General features: G+C 41.0%; 17 protein-coding genes and 1 tRNA gene. 1 reads left to right on the plus strand and 17 read right to left on the minus strand.

The window, feature by feature from the left end:
• Nucleotides 1-14: 14 nt before the first annotated feature.
• The 13 genes from ABQ275_RS12040 to ABQ275_RS12100 all read right to left on the minus strand — a co-directional run bounded on the left by ABQ275_RS12040 (nt 15) and on the right by ABQ275_RS12100 (nt 12746).
• Nucleotides 15-1064, minus strand: a complete 1050-nt coding sequence (locus tag ABQ275_RS12040) for a hypothetical protein (RefSeq protein WP_349318557.1) — start codon at nt 1062-1064, stop codon at nt 15-17.
• A gap of 12 nt (nt 1065-1076) precedes the next feature.
• Entirely contained in the window at nt 1077-1925 is an 849-nt protein-coding gene (locus ABQ275_RS12045) for a hypothetical protein (protein ID WP_349318558.1), read from the minus strand.
• A gap of 50 nt (nt 1926-1975) precedes the next feature.
• A complete protein-coding gene (locus tag ABQ275_RS12050) occupies nt 1976-2389 on the minus strand; it encodes a hypothetical protein (RefSeq protein ID WP_349318559.1) in 414 nt (137 codons plus the stop codon).
• 113 nt (nt 2390-2502) lie between these two features.
• On the minus strand, nt 2503-4182 hold the full coding sequence (locus ABQ275_RS12055) for a DUF2207 domain-containing protein (RefSeq protein WP_349318560.1): 1680 nt from the start codon (nt 4180-4182) through the stop codon (nt 2503-2505).
• Between the two features lie 4 nt (nt 4183-4186).
• Nucleotides 4187-4750, minus strand: coding sequence for a LemA family protein (locus ABQ275_RS12060; RefSeq protein WP_349318561.1), 564 nt, complete (start codon nt 4748-4750; stop codon nt 4187-4189).
• Between the two features lie 69 nt (nt 4751-4819).
• Nucleotides 4820-5284 (minus strand): hypothetical protein, encoded by a 465-nt coding sequence (locus ABQ275_RS12065; RefSeq protein ID WP_349318562.1) that lies wholly within the window; start codon nt 5282-5284, stop codon nt 4820-4822.
• A 42-nt stretch (nt 5285-5326) separates the two neighbouring features.
• Complete coding sequence (locus ABQ275_RS12070) at nt 5327-6334, minus strand: hypothetical protein (protein WP_349318563.1); 1008 nt, start codon at nt 6332-6334, stop codon at nt 5327-5329.
• Between the two features lie 69 nt (nt 6335-6403).
• Entirely contained in the window at nt 6404-6664 is a 261-nt protein-coding gene (locus ABQ275_RS12075) for a hypothetical protein (protein WP_349318564.1), read from the minus strand.
• Nucleotides 6665-6872: 208 nt separating this feature from the next.
• Complete coding sequence (locus ABQ275_RS12080) at nt 6873-7715, minus strand: helix-turn-helix domain-containing protein (protein WP_349318565.1); 843 nt, start codon at nt 7713-7715, stop codon at nt 6873-6875.
• 103 nt (nt 7716-7818) lie between these two features.
• Nucleotides 7819-8661 (minus strand): helix-turn-helix domain-containing protein, encoded by an 843-nt coding sequence (locus ABQ275_RS12085; RefSeq protein WP_349318566.1) that lies wholly within the window; start codon nt 8659-8661, stop codon nt 7819-7821.
• A 313-nt stretch (nt 8662-8974) separates the two neighbouring features.
• Nucleotides 8975-10492, minus strand: coding sequence for a DUF1254 domain-containing protein (locus ABQ275_RS12090; protein WP_349318567.1), 1518 nt, complete (start codon nt 10490-10492; stop codon nt 8975-8977).
• A gap of 585 nt (nt 10493-11077) precedes the next feature.
• Nucleotides 11078-11836: a glucose 1-dehydrogenase gene (locus tag ABQ275_RS12095; RefSeq protein WP_349318568.1), complete on the minus strand. Its 759-nt coding sequence runs from the start codon at nt 11834-11836 to the stop codon at nt 11078-11080.
• A gap of 139 nt (nt 11837-11975) precedes the next feature.
• Complete coding sequence (locus ABQ275_RS12100; protein WP_349318569.1) at nt 11976-12746, minus strand: SDR family oxidoreductase; 771 nt, start codon at nt 12744-12746, stop codon at nt 11976-11978.
• Nucleotides 12747-12897: 151 nt separating this feature from the next.
• Between ABQ275_RS12100 and ABQ275_RS12105 the strand changes: the two genes are divergently transcribed.
• Nucleotides 12898-13209, plus strand: coding sequence for a helix-turn-helix domain-containing protein (locus tag ABQ275_RS12105; protein ID WP_349318570.1), 312 nt, complete (start codon nt 12898-12900; stop codon nt 13207-13209).
• Between the two features lie 176 nt (nt 13210-13385).
• Here ABQ275_RS12105 and ABQ275_RS12110 read toward each other — a convergent pair whose 3' ends face one another.
• From ABQ275_RS12110 to ABQ275_RS12125, 4 genes are all read right to left on the minus strand, one after another.
• The gene (locus tag ABQ275_RS12110) at nt 13386-14921 is read right to left on the minus strand and encodes an arylsulfatase (RefSeq protein ID WP_349318571.1); all 1536 of its coding nucleotides are present in this window, start codon (nt 14919-14921) and stop codon (nt 13386-13388) included.
• Between the two features lie 368 nt (nt 14922-15289).
• A tRNA-Lys gene (locus ABQ275_RS12115) sits at nt 15290-15362 on the minus strand.
• Between the two features lie 167 nt (nt 15363-15529).
• Nucleotides 15530-17989, minus strand: coding sequence for a glutaminase domain-containing protein (locus ABQ275_RS12120; RefSeq protein ID WP_349318572.1), 2460 nt, complete (start codon nt 17987-17989; stop codon nt 15530-15532).
• Nucleotides 17990-18394: 405 nt separating this feature from the next.
• A complete protein-coding gene (locus tag ABQ275_RS12125) occupies nt 18395-18961 on the minus strand; it encodes a pseudouridine synthase (RefSeq protein ID WP_349318573.1) in 567 nt (188 codons plus the stop codon).
• Nucleotides 18962-19037 lie beyond the last annotated feature (76 nt).

The raw sequence follows: 19037 nt of genomic DNA on the forward strand, positions 1-19037 counted from the left end.
TTATAAGATCATTTTTAACAGGGCATAAACAAGTAAATACCTTCTAATACCCCTTCTTTGCTAAAGTCGATTCGGAGCTGGTTGTCAGATTCAGGGCCATCGGGAATACTGAATGTTTTACCGCCGTTCTCCCGGTCTTCTATCTGCCAACTGTTTTCGTTATAAAAGATATTTTTCAATTCATCAAGCGTAGTTTTTCCTGTAATCGTGCCTTTGTCAGTATTGATCTGATAGTTGCTGCCATGAATCAATACACTGCGCCAGGCAGCTTTTTTTCCGTTTTGAAGCTCGATCATCATTCGGTGAGCATAATATAGCTCACTATATGTTCCTTCGCCAAAATAAGTACCGCATTCGGGTTGTTCTTCGGGAGTCGATATTTTTCCTTTTCCCATAATCTGCTCATATTCTTCCAGAGTTCCGGTTAGAGGCATTAATTTACCGGTCGGCGTCGTAATATTTTCCAACCGCAAATATTCCCGTTTCTCATTTTCTGTTTTATGGAGCGCGGTTTGTGTATTCATCAGCTTGCCGTTTTTAAATACATATTCCACAGGAATTCCGGGCAGGCTTTCATCTTTATTCCCGACAAGATTCCCGGTGATTTTTCCATTTTTAATTTCATCAAATGCAATAAACCGTTCCGCCCAGTTGCCACCTCCATCCAATTGTGACTGGTATTCCCATTGATTATGCCGGTTCAGGAAAACGGCGTAATGTAAATCCGAATTATTGCCACCACCGCGGCCTTCTACAGAAAATGCTACCAAAGCATCTGTTATGCCATCATTATTCAAATCCCCAAAAAACGGCTTTAAAATCAAGTCACTGAATGCATATTTCTTTTCACCCTCCAAGGCTAAATCATTCAGAAACTTTTTATCTTTTTTCAGTGTATCGAAAGCCTGCATAAGGGCAATACTATCGTTGTTGGGACTGTCAGCAACCGTAGTTTTACCATTATCCATATGGGTGTTTTGTACGGAAGAATGGTTTTGTCCGCAACTGAAAGACATCAGAACCAGCCATACGCTTATGACGGTCAAAAAATAATTTCTGTTCATCTTTCAAAATATTTAGCAATCGTTTACTACTTTTAATTCGGCGATCTTTTTTAAAGGCTTTTCTTTGTCGTTCTTATCCGAAAGGAAAAAGAACAAATGCCGGCTTTCATAAAAATCACGCAGATCCAATACCATGTCAGGTAAGCCATCGTCATTGAGATCACCTACCCAAATCACTTTTGGCGTTACGGACTGCATTTCATCAATTGAGGCGATCTGGTAATTTAAACCTGCAGGAGTAACAAAATTCAGCATATAGTTTTGGATACGGTTTTCGCTTAATTCATCTTCCGACTGTCCTTTTACTTCATTTGCCGGTAAAATATGTCCTTCATTATCATAGCAGCTGCCCATTGGTGAGAGCTTATATGCCTTGCCATTAAAATTAAACGCAACAGTGTGTTCCGGAAATAATGCTTTATCTTCCAGGATCGTCCTTAAACCGGTACTTAAACCTGCAAAGGGTGTAAAGAAAAATACAGCATTGTCGTGTTTGGATTTAATAATCATGACATCATCACCTACACATTCATCCCGTCCGTAAGTAACATTTAAATCGGCTACAGCAATTATCCACTTTTCAGATTTTTCGTCTTTGTAAAGTTCGTACCATTCTTTTTCCTTTACGCCTTTGGGAAAGCCATTCCCCTTTCGATACTGACTAGGCAAAAGGATTTCAACAGCGACAGGAAAAGAGGCAGCGGTTTCTGTTCCTTCGGAAGAAACCTGTACGAATGTATCCTTCACTGCTATTATGCTTTTAGTGCCCTCCCCTGGCTTTTTTGTTCCGTTTTGGCAGGATACACTTATGATCAGAATAGCAAAGAAGCGTATTCCATATATAGGGGATTTTAATTTCATGTTTTCTGAAAATTATTGGTTCATTTATCTGAACTTTGCCATCTTAGGATTTAAATATGAAACTGATAATAACCTGTAATCTCTTGCTCGCGATACATTTTACTCCAAATGCGGAAATCCACTTTGAAATAATCCACCAGCCGGTCTATATTGTCTATCACTGCTGAAAGTGATATTTTCTGTACCGCCTGTAGAGAAAGCGTAGCATAGTCGGCAAACATATCTGTTGCTTCCAAAAGGCATTGTCCTTCGTCTGTTGTAATCCTCTCGGATGCGCCAATACTGATGACATCGTTCATACCTTTCCATCCTTGAATAATAAGATGGATTTTTATCTTTTCACCTACATTGATGATATTGCCATCCCGAACCAGCGGTCCTGAAGCATATTGCAGCCAGGCTTGTTCCACAATTAATCCGCCGTTTGCTTCAACCTGTATTCCGTTTCTGATTTTAATGTTCATGATTGTATATTTTAAATAAACTAGCTGTTTTATTTTTCTACCACTTAAACAGAATGAGCAGGGCTTTCATATCCTCCACCGGTCAGGATATTCTTTCTCCGTTTTCTCAAAAATTACCAACTACCGCCACCACCACCACCAAATCCGCCACCGGAAGAACCGCCACCCGAACGACTACCAGATGGCGAACTAACCATACTGGATTGCGCTGTTGCCATACTTCCCGAAAAAGATTTGGAAAACGCATACATTCCCATCATGTGTGTTCCACTGCTACTGTACCATGTTGGTGGAGGAATGTTCAGTGCATCAAATTTCTTCGCCCAATTGCCCAATAATCCGAAAGCAAGTGCATAGCTCATGGTTTTTTCAAAGTATTGCTCGTCTTGTTCAATCAGCGTTTTAATCCGGCTGACTTCTGCCATTTTAATGAACTGCTTAAACCCTTTTAGTTCCGAGAATATAGCATTGCCTTGCTTATTCTTCTTTTGAAGGAAAAAGCTCATTAAGGCAATAAAAACACAGGTAAAGGGTGCCGATACTGCTGCAACCACGCCAAATACAAAAAGGAACAAAGGGCAAAGCAACACGCCTAAAGTAATTGCCACACCCATCGTGATCTTCATTACTTTATTGGATTTGACTTCGTAATATTTTTGCGCTTTCGCTTTTAATTCTTTTTTGGCTTCATTCATTGTTACATAAAAAGTATTGCGCAAACTGCCAATAAGTACCGTATCTCTCCAAATACCGAACAGAGTGCTGAATAGGCGTTGTTCATAATCGGGTGCAGTTACAGGAATAGTGTTTAGTCGTGTCAGTTTCATGTCCGCTTTTCCCAATAGACTGCTTTTCGGAATTTCTTCTATTGTAATAAATCCTTGTGAAGCCCATTGTGGTATCAATGCGATCAGATCCGAAGTATCCCCTTTATCATCAATGAGATAACCCGCCATTGCCGGATCAATATCTTTTGGTGGATAATAAGATGTAGTTGAAATCACTATATCGTCTTTGCCGTATTTCAACCATACCAGCCAAAATACAAATAACAGAAAGCCTAAAATCCCAACCCAGCCATATTGTTGCCATAGCGGAACGGTGATGAAATTTTCTTTGATCAGGTTTTTGGGTAATTTTATTAAAACGGTAACATCCTGCCCTGGAACGGAAATAAAAAAGTCATGGCTTTTACCAACAAAAACCCCATCGGAATACGAATAATCAAAATCAACTGAAGGGCTGGTTGTACCAGTATTTCCCGCATATACAAAACAATTTTCCGGCGACAACACAACACCTTCGGGCACGTGAATATTGAAATTTATTTTCTGAAAAACAGCCAACCAGCCTTGCGGCTTTATGTTCCAGTAAAACTGCGCCAGATCATGCTCAAACAAGAAAGCATTATATACCCGGTATTTGATTTCATAATGCTGCAAACCTGTTACCAGCTTATTCTTATCACCAATTTTGATCTTTATTTTTCCATCTGTCCTTTGTTCAATCTTATAATTCGTTGAAAAATTATATCCGGGAACCTCTAAATTTTCAATAACCAATTTCCTGTTTTCGGTTTTCCCTTCGGTGGTTTGTAGTTTATAATCAGTGATAATCTCCCGAAAAATGCCGTGTTTTGCTTCAGTAAATTCAATATTATACTTCTCAACCACATCAAAATAACCTTCCTTGCTGAGGTAGATATCAGCCGTGAGATCTTTGACGATAAAGCCTTGTGCAAATGCAGCACCGCTTTCAAACAGAAAAAACAATATGAAATAGACTCGCTTCATTATTTTATTTTAAAAAATCCACATTGACATTTTCTTTGTCCGCAGCATCCACTTCAAAGAAATCGAAGTGTTGATACCTGAACACACCTGCAAACACAGCTCCCGGAAAACTTTCACCGTAGGTATTGTTTTCACGAACGGTGCTGTTGTAATATCTGCGGCTGCGTTCCAGGTTTTCCTCAATCTCATTCAGTTTTTGCTGCAAATCGAGGAAATTGGTGCTGGCTTTCAGCCCGGGATAGGCTTCACTGAGCGCAAATAAACTGCGTAAGGATTGTTGTAATTGGTTTTCTGCTTTTATTTGCGCATTAATGTCGCCGTTCGGCGCAGACATCGCAGCATTGCGGGCAGCTATAACCTTATTAAAAGTTTCCTGCTCGTGTGTGGCATAACCTTTTACGGTATTCACCAGATTGGGGATCAGATCGTGGCGACGTTTTAACGCTACATCAATATTACTCCAGGCATCTTTCACCATATTGCGGTTCCTGGCAAAACGGTTAAAAATGCTGATGACAGTACTTGCTAAGGCTATCAGGATAATAACAATAGTTCCGATGATATACATGCTTTTATTTTTTCAAATTGAACAGCTACTTTGTAATGCCAATAATTCTTAGTCGTGATCAGGTATTTTTTATTGTGCCCAACTATGTTGCGATTTATCAAATACAATTTTCTTACGATTGTCAGGATCATACAAAACACTAAATTTATAACCCGCTCGAAACATATCCGCCTGTGCAGCTGGTATATCCTCCACCATTTTTGCTGCCCAGGTTTCGCCGTTATTGTTGGTAACATTCACTTCCATTTTCAGGATGTAACTTTTATCAACACCGCCCGTTATCATTATTATACTTCCCTTATCGCATTGTATGACCATTGCCGTTGCCGGCATGCCGTTAGTGATCGTCCGGGATTGTGCAATCTTCCTACAAAGAAGCACTACCAGGAATATAACAACCAGTACAATAACTAAAACAACAAGTGCATAACCTGTATTTATCATTTTAAACATTCCACCTGCCCAGAAACCTAATAAAACCAGTATGATGGGAATAGAAGTCAAGGCAATTTGAATAAAGGTTGATTTTTTCATAACATTATTTTTCTCTTAAAGATGTACACCGGTAATTCATCATTAAAATTTAATCTGTTCAAACCTACTTCTATCACTCAATCCGGTTCCAGTGCCTAATTGCCCACTTCCATTGCTGCCGGCACTCCAGACAGTACCGTCATTTTTTACAATAATTGTATGATAGCTTCCGGCACTCATTTGCTTTACATTGTCCGCTACTTTTTCAAAGCGACCGATGTTGTTATTGTTGCCGTTGCCCAATTGTCCGAAATCGTTCAGCCCTGCAACCCAAACTGTACCATCTGTTTTTAAAACCAAAGTGTGGCCAGATCCGGCGAAGGCTTCTTTTACGCCATTGAGGATTTCTTTGGGATCGTGAACGGTGTAAGTACTATTATCCCCCAATTGCCCGGCGCCGTCAAAACCAACGCCCCAAAGTATACCGTCAGATTTTACAAAAAGGGAAAACTGGTTGCCTGCACTCGTCTGCACAACATTGGAAGCTATTTTAACAGGCGTACTTTTGTGTGCATCTGTACCATCTCCTAATTGATAAGCCGAATTGTTACCGCAAGACCAAAGTGTTCCGTTCGTTTTTAAAATAAGTGAATGCGCCATAGCTGTGGACACTATTTTTACATTGTCCATTATTTTTACAGGTGTGTTTTGATTATTGGTATTTCCATTGCCCAACTGCCCGAAAACATTGTTTCCCATAACCCAAAGCGAGTGGTCACTTTTCACATAAAAACTGAAATTTTTGCCGGCAGCGATTCCAAGCACATCGGTTGCAATTTGTACGGGAGAATGTTGGTCATTATTATTTCCATTCCCCAATTGTCCGAAATCATTGCTACCTACAACCCAAAGTGTTTTATCCGTTTTCAAAATCAAAGAGTGGTATTCTCCGGCAGCCATGTCAATCACGTTTTCCATCACCTTTATGGGTAGATACTGCGATGTGCTGCAGGAGTACCCTAATTGATATTTGCTGTTGTTACCACAGGCCCAAAGGTTATTTTGTTCATCTATAAAAAATGTCGATGCGAAAGATGCTATTGTTACCATAATTTTTTCGTTTGAAAGATAAAGGCAATAACAAAATACTACCAGCCATCAGGCAGGGTAATCTGTAGTTCATATAAGGCCATTGTTATTTTTAATGCCCGAAGCGTGTATTTTGCACGTTTCAGTTACAAATAGATTAGCATCGTTTTTATCATCCGAAAAGTCATTTGGAAAATCTATATTTTCTTCATACCAGGTTTGGGTTTTTGTATTAAAAGGAGCCAATTGATATTTCAGGTATTTTGGGCCGGATATTTTTTCAAAGGTAAGTGCATCGGTATCATAGATATAGCCCTGTACATTGTCATTAGATGGTGTAGTTTTCATCATCTTTAGAAGAACAAGCTGTAAAAATAGCTGCACATAACAATAATATGCTTAATAATGTGCTATAAAAAAATTCCATTTTCATATTGATTTGGATAAGTACTTTGTTATCATTTAAGTGTTACGCTGATAGCAAAAGTAGGACAGTCCTAAACTTTAGAATAGGAAAAAAAGGACAAACAAGTCTTATAGAAATATTGAAATCAAGTTTTTATTTATCGTTTAGTGTTCGATAAGCTGTAGGCTTAAAACCGGAGAAATACTTGAATTCTGCTGCAAAATGAGAATTGTCATAAAACCCAAAATCAAGGGCAAGCGAAGTCAGGTTTTTAGTTTCATTACGATCTATCATTTCCTTTACCGCATTGAATCGAACTATGCGGGAATAGAGTTTCGGAGCGATACCAAGATAGCTCAAAAATGCTCTTTCCAGTGTTTTACGGGAAGTGTTGGTCTGGTTTTGAAGGTCTTTAATAGACATAGAACCCTTTGAGTTTGTGATTAGTGATACCGCATTTTGCACATTATCTACCCTGTAGTGCAAACTGGTGCATGTATACTTGTCAATGAGAAACTTTTCAAGAACCGATAAGGTTTTCTCCAATGAAGGAGCCGATTGCATTTCATCACAAAGCAACTCTAGTTCATTGCCCCAAATATCTTCGGCAGCAATAATCCGGTTGGCAATGTACTCCATATTAATCCCTGTTATTTTGCTGATCCCCAAAGGCTTAAATTTTACACCTATTATATCTATGCCCTTTTCATTTGTAGTGCCCTCCCTATAGCCAACCGGCTGACCAAAAAGATAAACCTGTTTATCCAATTGTAATATTTCACCACCATAAGCATGTTGTTCCTGCTGTTTTTTAAAATTGAAGGTCAACCCTTGCAAAAGCGGTGTTGCATAATGTTGGATAGCCGCCCCGGTCATTTCCGCCTTAGCATACCAGTAATGCTCTACCACATCGGCTAAAATTGTTACGGGGCTGAAGATTCTGTATATCATTTGGTTAAACGGTATTGCAGTGGGCAAAGAACCTTTGTTATTCAAATATACCCTACATTAATAACCAGGTTCTTGTGATATTACAAATATATACAGGTTCAGATAACGGGGTAAGGAAAAAAGGGACAAAAAGATGGCTATTGGCAAGCTAAAAAATTGATCCATTCTCCCTAAAGTGGGCATTTTTCAAGCGTGCAAGCCTGATATTTTCTATATATTCAGTTGGTGTAAGACCAGAAAAACGTTTAAAATTGGCAGAAAGATGGGAATTGTCATAGTATCCTATATCATAGGCAATATCAGAAACAGACAGACAAGGACTACAATCCATCATTTGCTTTACAGCATTGAAACGCACAATACCAGAATAAAGCTTTGGCATCAAACCCAAATAATGTAAAAATGCCCTTTCTAACGTTTTACGTGAGGTATTGGTCTGAACCTGAAGAGTTTTAATGTCTATTGCACCTTTTGATTGGTCTATTAATTCTATTGCCTTTTGCACACTATTTGCCCGATAATGCAATGAAGTACTTTTGTACTTTTTAATTAGAAATTCTTCGAGAACTAAAATAGTCTGTTCAAGCGACCATGCAGATTGCATTTCATCACAAAGCAGTTCCAACTCCTTACCCCAAATATCCTCGGCAGGAATAATCTGGTCTGCTATCCATTCCATATTGATACCAGTAATTTTGGTAATCCCCAAGGGCTTAAACTTAACGCCCAATATATTTACTCCATTCTCATTTGTTGTAATTACTCTGGGACTGGTAGGCTGCCCGAACAGATAGACTTGCTTGTCTAAATTTAGTGTTTTGTTATTATAAGTATGTTGTTCAGATTGCTTCTTGAAATTAAATGCCAATCCCTGTAAAAGAGGAGTTGGATAATGTTGAATAGCAGCTGCTGTCAAATCAATGCTGGCATACCAATAATGTTCTACAATATCGTATAAGTAAGGCGCGGGATGGAACACTCTGTAGATCATAAGTATCTATCATTACAAACATGACCTAATTTAATAAAAAACACGCTAAAACGGATCAAGTTAAATTCTTGGGGATAAATAAAATGCATAATGATAGACGAACAAATAAGGCCCGCACCGTTGCATTGCCAACAGCGGCAGCTTCGCTTAATATTTTCTTCATTCGCTCATCCGGTGCAAATTTCTTTCCTTTTTCGATTCCAATGGATGCAAGTAAGCCAGGCGTTTCGGTATCTATAGCTTCGTCTTTCTTGCCTTTTTCATGATGAGTTTCTTAAAATAGTGATTATAACAGTATGTCAGATCTTCCAACTCATTTTACTTCTTTGATATCATCCGGTTTCCAGGTTTTATCAAAGAACGGTTCCAATGGTCCATAAAATCTCATTATGGTAAACCAACCTTTACCTGAAACGGTTTTAATCCAATTTTTACCTTTCCCTTTGGGCTCGTCCGGACCAAAATAAACGTCAATGGAACCGTCGCTGTTACCCTGTGGACCAGTGTACTGGCTCAGGGACGGGAATAAGTTCCCATTGCGAAGCATGGAACGGCTTTGCGCATCATATACAACAACTGACCAGAAATTTTTAACCGGAATATCAGCGGGGATGTGTAACACATAATTTTTGGCGCCATCAAGAAAGTCACCGTTTGCATCCCGCGGGGTCCACAAATATTGTGATCCTCCACCTACTATTTTTTTCACCATAGCCGGCGACATGCCGATAGCGATATAGGCAAAGCCAGCCCGTCTGTCGGTATTTACATAACCCTGTGTATCCCATGTAGCACTTCCTCCAATAAAAGCAAATTCCCAGTGCCTGTCATTATACACCAGTTTTGCCGTATCGGCAGAAGCAAAACTATTGACACGCGCCACAGCCGAAGCCGTTTTAGCAGCGTCTTCTAACAGTGCTGTACGGTCTGCATCCGGTTGAAAAGATTTACCTTTTTCAATTCCGATAGAAGCAAGCAAAAACCGTTCACTGGTTTGCAACCGTTCATCCGGTTCCTGTGTTATCAGCTCAGCAAGATCTTCAAAAAAATGATAGTTATCACTAAATATGGTACTGACTTCTTTACCGGAACCATTTACAATGGTCGTTGCTAGTGGGTTGGATGCAGCAGAAAGCGGGTATATTTTTGTTGTCTTCATTAATGCAACTGCCTTATCGGGTTTTCCGTCCTGCATAAAGCCACGTACTCCCAAACTCACCTTAAATGTGGTACACTTCAGTGTTATATATCCCTTTGGAAGGTCGCCTGAATATCCGGGAGGCAACAGCAGAAATTTTCCGCCCATACCTTTATCCTCACCGGTTGGCCCAATACCGGCTATTTCATTTTGCCACATGTCACTGATCCCTCCCAGCATCATTGCAGGTACCTCTACCACCACCGGGCCATCGCGCTTAAGATCAAACGAAGACAGACCATACACAGTTTCCGTATTGCCGGTAAGCAGCAATGTCTCGCTGTCCATCAACGTTTCCCAAATAACTACCTGGTTAGGTGTGGCCACCCCAGCAGCAGCAACGCCTTTCCATACATTATACCACGACACGGCATGCATCTGATCCAGGTATACTTCAATCGCACGGCTATATACCAGGGCATCAGATAGTTTTTTAACAGCATCAGCGGTTGGATAACCGTTTCTAAATTCGAAGTCGCCCAGTCTCGATTTTACAGTTGCCGTTCCGATCCAGCCATGAGCGTCAACACCTACTTTTGTAGAATCTCCCGTTTTTGTGTTATCTCCTGTTTTGGGAGTAGTATTGCATGCTGCCAATAACAGTACAAGAATGAATGACAAATTGTATTTCATATAAATAGTTAGTTGTTCACAATAATTCCAAATCAAACTGCATGATTGATCGCTTTGGGCAAGCTGGAATGACGATTGTGGCATTAAATAATATTTAATACGCCACCTTGTGCGTGCACACAGTTACCCAAATTTGTTTGCTTATGCTTAGAGATGGAATGCTAACTAATTAGCCGAGGAATAGGTTGACTGACAATGATATAGGGGATATTTACCGATATTAATGACTATTCTAACAATATAAATCAGTGACAATATAAAGGTGTCCTGAATGAAATTACAGCCAATCGTTACTTCATTAACCCATAAGGATCCTGTTTTGTTTAAAGTAATTCCAGATTTCGCCGGGTATTTGAAGTATCAGGTGAGCGTCAAAAAACTGATTAACAGGGACAAAGGATTTTAATACAACTGCCGATCTTGTGCAGATTGCTACAAAAGCAACAAAAAGTCCCTGCTTCCGAAAGAAACAGGGATTTGAAAGAAACTTATACTTTTGAAACAATTATTTTAGTGCGTAGTTGGTGAAACCACCGTCAACCAATAATTCCGTCCCATTGTCTTTCCTTTTTTTTGTTTATAAATTTAAAAACCATACATACCCCCCGAAACGGAAATTTGCTCTCCCGTAATCCAGGCTGCATCATCGGAAGCAAGAAATACGGCAGCTTTCGCAATATCTTCGGGCTGACCTCTACGACCAAGCGGTGTATTGGTAATAAACATTGTTTCATACACACTGCCGGTAGTGACGCCCGCACTACGTGCACCTTCAGTTTCTGTAGCGCCTGGTAAAATAGAATTGATACGAATGTTTTTTGCACCCAGTTCTTTCGACAAAGAAATCGTTATGGCATCTAATGCCGCTTTAGTTGCAGAGTACAACGAGGCTGCCGGAAGTGGCATTTTGCTTGCACCCGAGCTGATATTGATGATATTGCCACCCTTATCGCCAAACAGTTTCAAAGATACCTGGATAGCAAGTATTGCCCCCAAAACATTGACGTTGAAATGCTGATGAAAAGATGCTGCTGTTACCTGTTCAATAGGTGTGTATCCTTGATAGGCCGCGTTGTTTACCAAAATATCCAACGTGCCGAAAGCCTTCTTTGTTTCTTCAAACAACCTGATTACATCGGCTTCTTTCGATACATCAGCCTGTACCGAAATGGCTATTCCTCCATTATCGGTTATCTCCTTAACCACGCTATCTGCGCCTTCTTTGCTTGAAGCATAATTCACAACTACCTTTGCGCCTTCTGCTGCAAAATATTTGGCAATAGATGCACCTATTCCTTTTGAAGCACCGGTAACTACCGCTACTTTATTTTTTAATCTACTCATTATTTATATTATTTAAGATTTGAGGGTTTAATATTCCGGGAAGCTATCAGCTTCCGTAACCTACCAAAGTAACCGGCAATAGTCCTGGCTCCCTGATATAATAATCGCGGGCACATGCTATTGCTGGTTGTTGATAAGTTTATTTCACTGAGAAGGTATTAGCCATACCGCCATCCGCTAAGATATCGGTACCTACGATGAATGTTGAATCGTCGGAGGCTAAAAAAACAGCCGTTTTCCCGATCTCAGCCGGAGTCCCTTGTCTGCCAAGCGGCGTAAGGTCTATCCAGACCTGCTTTACCTGGTCCACCAGATCCGGCGGTACCATCTTTCCAAAAACCGGCGTATCAATTGAGCCAGGCGAAATTGTATTCACCCTTATTCTCCTTGACAATAAATCGAGCGATAAGCCTCTGGCCAATGAAATAACGGCTGCTTTTGCAGCGGCATATATTGTCGCTCCGGGTGCAGCCCGATGTGCGGCGTTCGACGCGATCAGTATGATGGAAGCGCCGTCATTTAAATAAGGAAGTGATTTTTTTACAGTAAAATAGGCGCTTTTTAAATTCAGTTCCATATAGCGGTCGTAACCTTCTTCCGTTACATCGGTTATCGCCATCAAGGGAATCCCGTCCACAACGCCACCTGCATTCACTACCAATGCGTCTATCTTCCCAAACTTATCAGCCGTAGTCCTATACAGGTTCTCCAGGTCATCAAGATTTGTTACGTCTCCTTTTACACCTATAAAATTATCACCCAGGATTTCAACCGCGCTGTTCAACGTAGTCTCATTTCTTCCGGCGATTGCACCGACTGCGCCTTCGTTTTTAAATGCTTCAGCAATACCAAACCCGATACCGCTATTGCCGCCTGTAATCACGGCAACCTTGTTTTTCAGCTTACTCATTATTTCTATTATTTAAGATTTGAGCAACAAAGTTAGATTAGTAAAGTTACTTTTAGTAACTTTGTACTGAAAAATAACAGTAACATCGGTGTAACCAAGTAACATTATGGGGTGTAAAATCGAAGAGTTCCAACAGGAACAAAAGAAAAGAATGAGAGCCGTTCAAGATTCAATGGACGTGCTGAATGGGAAATGGAAGATTTCCATTATCTCGTCTATTTGCTGTTATGGTAAAAGACGATTTTCAGACATTTTGAATGATGTGAACGGAATTTCCAACAGGATGTTGAGCAAAGAATTAAAGGAATTGGAAATAAACCAGTTGATAAAACGAACTGTTTTAGATACACAACCCATAACCGTTCAATATGAACTCACGGAACACGGCAATACGCTACAAACCATAATCAGCAATCTTACAGATTGGGGAATTGTACACCGGAAGAGAATTGTCGGGAAATAATTTTCAGTTTTTGATGGACTAATTTGGAATTCATGATTCCAGGCGGCCAATTCTTCCGGGACTATCAATCTGACACGTTGCCAAAATTGGTCTGGTTCAGAAGGAAATAACATTGAGGGCATAGCATTTAAAGGGGCTGATCAATACTTTTTAGTCAGCCCCTTTAATTGCTCCCATTAGTTTCCCTGCTTGGAAAGTTTTGACATTACTTCATCCAGATTAAATGTCGCGGGCTTCTGCCGCGGCGGGAATTCTTTAAAGGACTGTAGCCATTGTGACACAAGTGTAACAGCCCCTAAACTATTATAAATTTTATGTACGAGCCATTGATCATAAAGCATTGATTTATCACCACGTTCAAACGGGTCCGCTAATAAATCGAAAATCTTACCGATTCTTAGCTTTTCGAATCCTTTGGTCCATACTTCCAATCCTTCATGGTTCTGCTCAATAAAAACAACTTTCCAACGATTATAACGGATGGCAAAAACATCCCCATCATCACTCCAGTAAATAAATTCATGACGTGGTGATTCCTTTACTTCTCCTTTAAAAAATGGCATAAGGTTATAACCATCTAAATGCACTTTAACTGTTTTTTTCGCCAGTTTGTACCCTTTTAATGTTTTTGCAACTACATCAGGATCGCCTGCCGCAGCGCACAATGTCGGAAGCAGGTCTTCATGTGCACATATGTCGTTTACAATGGTTCCCGGCTTTACTACACCTGGCCAACGAATGATTGTTGGTACCCGATAGCCGCCCTCCCAGTTGGTTGCCTTTTCTCCCCGGAAAGGAGTGCTACCACCATCAGGCCATGTCATTAATTCAGCTCCATTATCTGTTGTATAAACAACGATAGTATTATCGGCTATTCCCAGATCATCCAATTTTTTCAATAACTTACCAACATCATCATCGTGTTCTGTCATCCCGTCGGCCTGCAGGCCAAGACCAGTTTTACCTGCATATGCAGGACTCAAATGCGTCCAGATGTGCATCCGGGTAGAATTGAAATAGCAAAAGAAGGGTTTATCTGCTTTTGTTTGGCGATCCATATAATCCATTGCCGCCTTGACGAATTCATCATCCACAGTTTCCATCCTTTTCTTTGTAAGAGGTCCGGTATCCTCTATTTTACCATCGGCAGTAGATTTTATAACTCCTCTTGGACCAAAATTCTTCTTAAAAGCGGGTATTTTCGGATAATCGGGATCTTCAGGCTCTTCTTCTGCATTAAGGTGATAAAGATTTCCAAAGAATTCATCAAAACCGTGATTAGTAGGTAGAAATTCATCTTTATCCCCTAAATGATTTTTCCCGAATTGCCCGGTGGAATAACCAAGCACCTTGAGATACTCCGCAATGGAAGGATCTTCTGCACGCAAACCTACATCTGCACCGGGAACTCCTACTTTAGTCAAACCAGTTCGGATTGGTGACTGACCTGTAATAAAAGCAGCACGTCCTGCGGTACAGCTTTGTTGCCCATACCATGTGTTAAACATAGCACCTTCTGATGCAATTCTATCAATATTAGGCGTTCTAAACCCCATCAGTCCGTGGTTATAACAACTAGGATTGAACCAACCTATATCATCACCCATAATGATCAGTATATTAGGCTTTTTCTGAGCCAATAAATGACTGACCGGTATAAATGCCAACGCGAATAACCAATAACGAAGGCTTTTCCCGATAATTTTTCTCATAAGTTTGAATTTTAGAAGATGAAGGAGTTACCTAAATATTCGGGGGGCAGTACAAATAGCAGAGGTTGTATCTACGTAAATACACCACCCTTATCCAAATATGAATTATGGATCAGCTTCTTTAGTACATAAAGAAACTTCAGAATGATGATTAGGCAGTAAATGCTTAGGTGAGAAAATTAAATATGCAGGGCATTAATTATTTAACAAAGACCGGAACGATATTGTTGTCCAGAATAAAACTTTTTGCAGTACCAGTCTTATTCCGATCAAAAATTTTCAACTGTAAAAGTTGTATCTTACTAGAGATAGAAATGGCGCCTATAGTGGCTTTAAACGAAAAAAGCACACCGAAGTGTGCTTTGTTGTGATCCCCTTGGGACTCGAACCCAAGACCCATACATTAAAAGTGTATTGCTCTACCAACTGAGCTAGGGAATCATTCCCCGTTTTCTAAAGGGGAGTGCAAAGATAGAAATTAATTAATGGCAACCAAATTTTATTGGCTTCATATATAACTCTTTATCTCAGGCATATTTATAATATATATAACAAATGAGCCACCACAAACAGTTACAGCAGAAAACTTTTTCTGAAAATTACAGAAATTATTTTTTTGCATGTGCCGGCGGATTAAATTTTGCATCCAGCATCTTCATAAAATATCCACCTACTACACTCCTCGCCTGAAAGCCTACCATCTTGCCATTCGTTGTTTCATGCCAGTCGCTCAGTGGAACACGTGTAGGCGTATTCGTTACATAGGCGTATACGGGTTGGATAAAAGCATCAAAATCATCTGACAGTACTGCTGTCCACAGGATCCAGTCCGATTTGGTGTATGTTTTCCGGCTGTCAAGCGGTAAGCCGAATCGCTGTTGCTTCGTTAAATAGTAGGCTGTTTCTTTCTTATAAACATCTGCCGGGAAAAGGTTAAAGTTTAATACTTTGTCCCATACCATGTTATATTTCTGACTCCAGCTGTTCTTATTTTCAAAGGCCAGTGCGAAGTGGTCTCCGTCATCTGCCAACTGAATCCACTTGGATGCCATCACTTTTGCGCTGTCGTTATAACGCGCAGCAGCAGCAGTTTCGCCCAGTTGCTCCGCCATCATGGCATAAGCACGGATACCGGCAATAGCCTTCAAAGAAAGATTGGTATTGCGCGCCAGGTGACCGGCAAAATCATCTGTACATAACTGGTTAGCTGGATCAAACCCTTCTTTCAACAGGTATTCTGCCCATGTAGTCAGTGTTTTCCAATGTGCTTTAGCGTAAGTGGCATTGCCTTCTGCTTTGGCAATAGCGCCCGCCAGTATAAGCATATTACCGGATTCTTCTACCGGCATCCCTTCACCATACACCTGTCCATTCGCTAATGGATATGTTCCCAGATCATGCGCTGCATAAGGTTTGGTATAATGCCCACTCTCAGAGAAATAGAAAATACCATTCATCATCCCTTTCAACAGATCAGGATTATATACCAGGAATAATGGAGCAGATGGATAGGTTACATCCACGGTATTGATACAGCCATTACTGAAATTTTCTTTTGAAAGAAACAGTAACTCACCCTGCGGCCCCTTCACCAGCTTGTGTGCTGAAATGCTCTGGCGGTAGGCCAGCTCACAAAGTTTCGCATAGGTTTCTCCACCGGCCCGCACGGCATCATCATGCAATTGCTGATTGAACTGTTCACATTGCTGTATGATAGCTGCATAATCCGCAGCCGCTGCGTTCAACTCTTTTTCGATGGTTTGTCCCGGCTTACTTTTCCACCATGCTTTTATATTCGTATTAAAGTACTGGATGGCATACAGATCGTCATAACCCAGCAGGAACACCTGTTCCTGCGGATTTCCATCGACCTGATCAAGGGTCACCACACTGCTGAGTACTACATCTTTATCCTGTTTGGCGTTGCCCGTCTTACCACCTATAAAACGCAGAACGGCATCCGCGGGACTGGTAACATACTGCTCCGGATGGGCCGCAGCAGGCACCCCTACATACATATAGCCCCAGTCAATCCGCAGATCATCGCCCTTTTTCTTCAGCACCGGCTGCTCTTTTGAACCCGCTTTCAGTACTGACAGTTTGCCGGCAGTATATTGCGTGGTCGTCACTGCTTGTGAAGACACGTTAACGCATATATTAGAAGAGGCGCCGAAATATAACTGCACTTTGTGTTTGTTATGATCATTGGCCGCTACCTTATAAGAGATATAGGAAACAGGTCTCGACAGCAACATCAGATCCTGCATCAGCAAGGGTGAGGTGAATGTAAGTGTGAGATCAATATTGCCGCAGGTATAATTATAAATGGTTTGGGTAGCGTTGATGGTTACACCGGTTTGAATGGCATTACCCATGCCCTGATCAGCTGGTTCCGGTGCAATAGTGGATAAACCCGCATCCAGAAAAGCGCCACCAGCAGTATTTACAACGTGTATAGCCAGCACATTCCCTTCTTTCTTTAGCTTACGCTTTATCTCATCAGAGATCTCCAGGTATTTGTATTTATGTAACCAACCCTGGTGTGTATAAATTTTTTCTCCATTGAGATAAACATCGATATTATCATCATGACTGATCTTCAGGAGCAAGGCGCCATCAGGTATATACGCCATTTTGAATGTTCTTCTCACCCACAGATCATGGCTTTTCCAGGTGGTTTTAGCGGTAGCTGCATTGTCGCCAAACGGGGCTGCGCCTGTTTTCCAGCTCTTATCATCAAAGCCGCCTTCCATCCAGTTTTCTGATGGTGCAGTTTCTGTATACTTCACCTGGTATGCCTGCTCTTCCGCGGTAGGCAACACAGCTACATGGCTAACGGAATTTTTTCCCAGTACGCGATAGGTCACACCGTCTACTTTCACCATGCCGGTGAGTGATTGCTCTGCTCCTGTCCAATGTGTGGTGGCGATGCTGTTCAACGTATCTGCAGTAGACCAGATACTAAAATAAGGATCATGTGTGATTAGCGGATAGGCCGGCGCCAGCTGCTGTGCAACAGCTCCTTTTGTAAATGCACAGAGTGCAAAAATGGCTAGTATTCTCTTCATAACATGGAATGATTATATTAAGCGTACTATTTACAATTAATAAATCTAGCATTATTTTTTGCTATTTCATAACCTGTTATAAAAATTAACCGGGGAGAAGATAAAATAAAAAAGCGCAGACCCTACTCATCGCCTTGGAGGCCCTGAGAAGCCTTGTCAGTACGATATTCGGATCTACGCGTATCTTGAATAATCTATTTTATATCAGTAGAGGAGCGCAAAAATACACATTTACGGTAAATTCTGCACTAAATAAAAACGTTACTCATTAAAATAATATTTACTTACTCCTTTTCAACCATGCATCTGGTACCGGTTGCAGCTTGCTGCCATTTACGCTGTATCCAGCTTCAGCGTATAACCACCGCCGCCTTAATGGAATATTATATTCAGCTTACAGGGATGTCATCCATCTTTATAATCATCAATCTTCAACCGCTCGAAAAAATCTGTTTCTTCCATCTCCCTCACTTCTCCCGGTTGCATATCTCCCAGTTCAATCCCTTCTATAGATACCCTGATGAGTCGCTGGCAGCGATGGCTCACCGCTCCGACCATTTTTCGTACCTGGTGAAATTTCCCTTCTGTTAAAGTGATGAGCAGCCAGGTATGTGGCGCACTAACCGGTAGTTCGCGGGGATGCGCAAAGAGGTCTGGCGGCTTTGGCACAATCTCTACGCGGCAGGGAGTGGTGATATATTCCAGTTGTCCGGTTATAATAATAGGAACACCGGTTCTGAGGCGTTGCAGTGTTGCAGGCGTCACCACACCTTTTACACGAACCAGGTAAGTACGTTCATGCGGCACCTTTCCCTGGAATAAGAGGCGGGTTACTTTTTTATTCGTTGTTAAAATGAGGAGTCCTTCGGAAAGGTTGTCCAGCCGCCCGATGGCGTGGGTACCTTCGGGGAATGGAAAAGACAGGTCTCCCAGCAGTCCTACTTTATCGGGACTGATAAACTGTGAGACCATATTGTATGGCTTGTTGATAATAAAGTAGCGGTGATCCATATTGTGGGCTGCAAAATACGGATTTACCCGTTATCGC

The sequence above is a fragment of the Chitinophaga sp. MM2321 genome (assembly GCF_964033635.1).
Lineage (GTDB): Bacteria > Bacteroidota > Bacteroidia > Chitinophagales > Chitinophagaceae > Chitinophaga.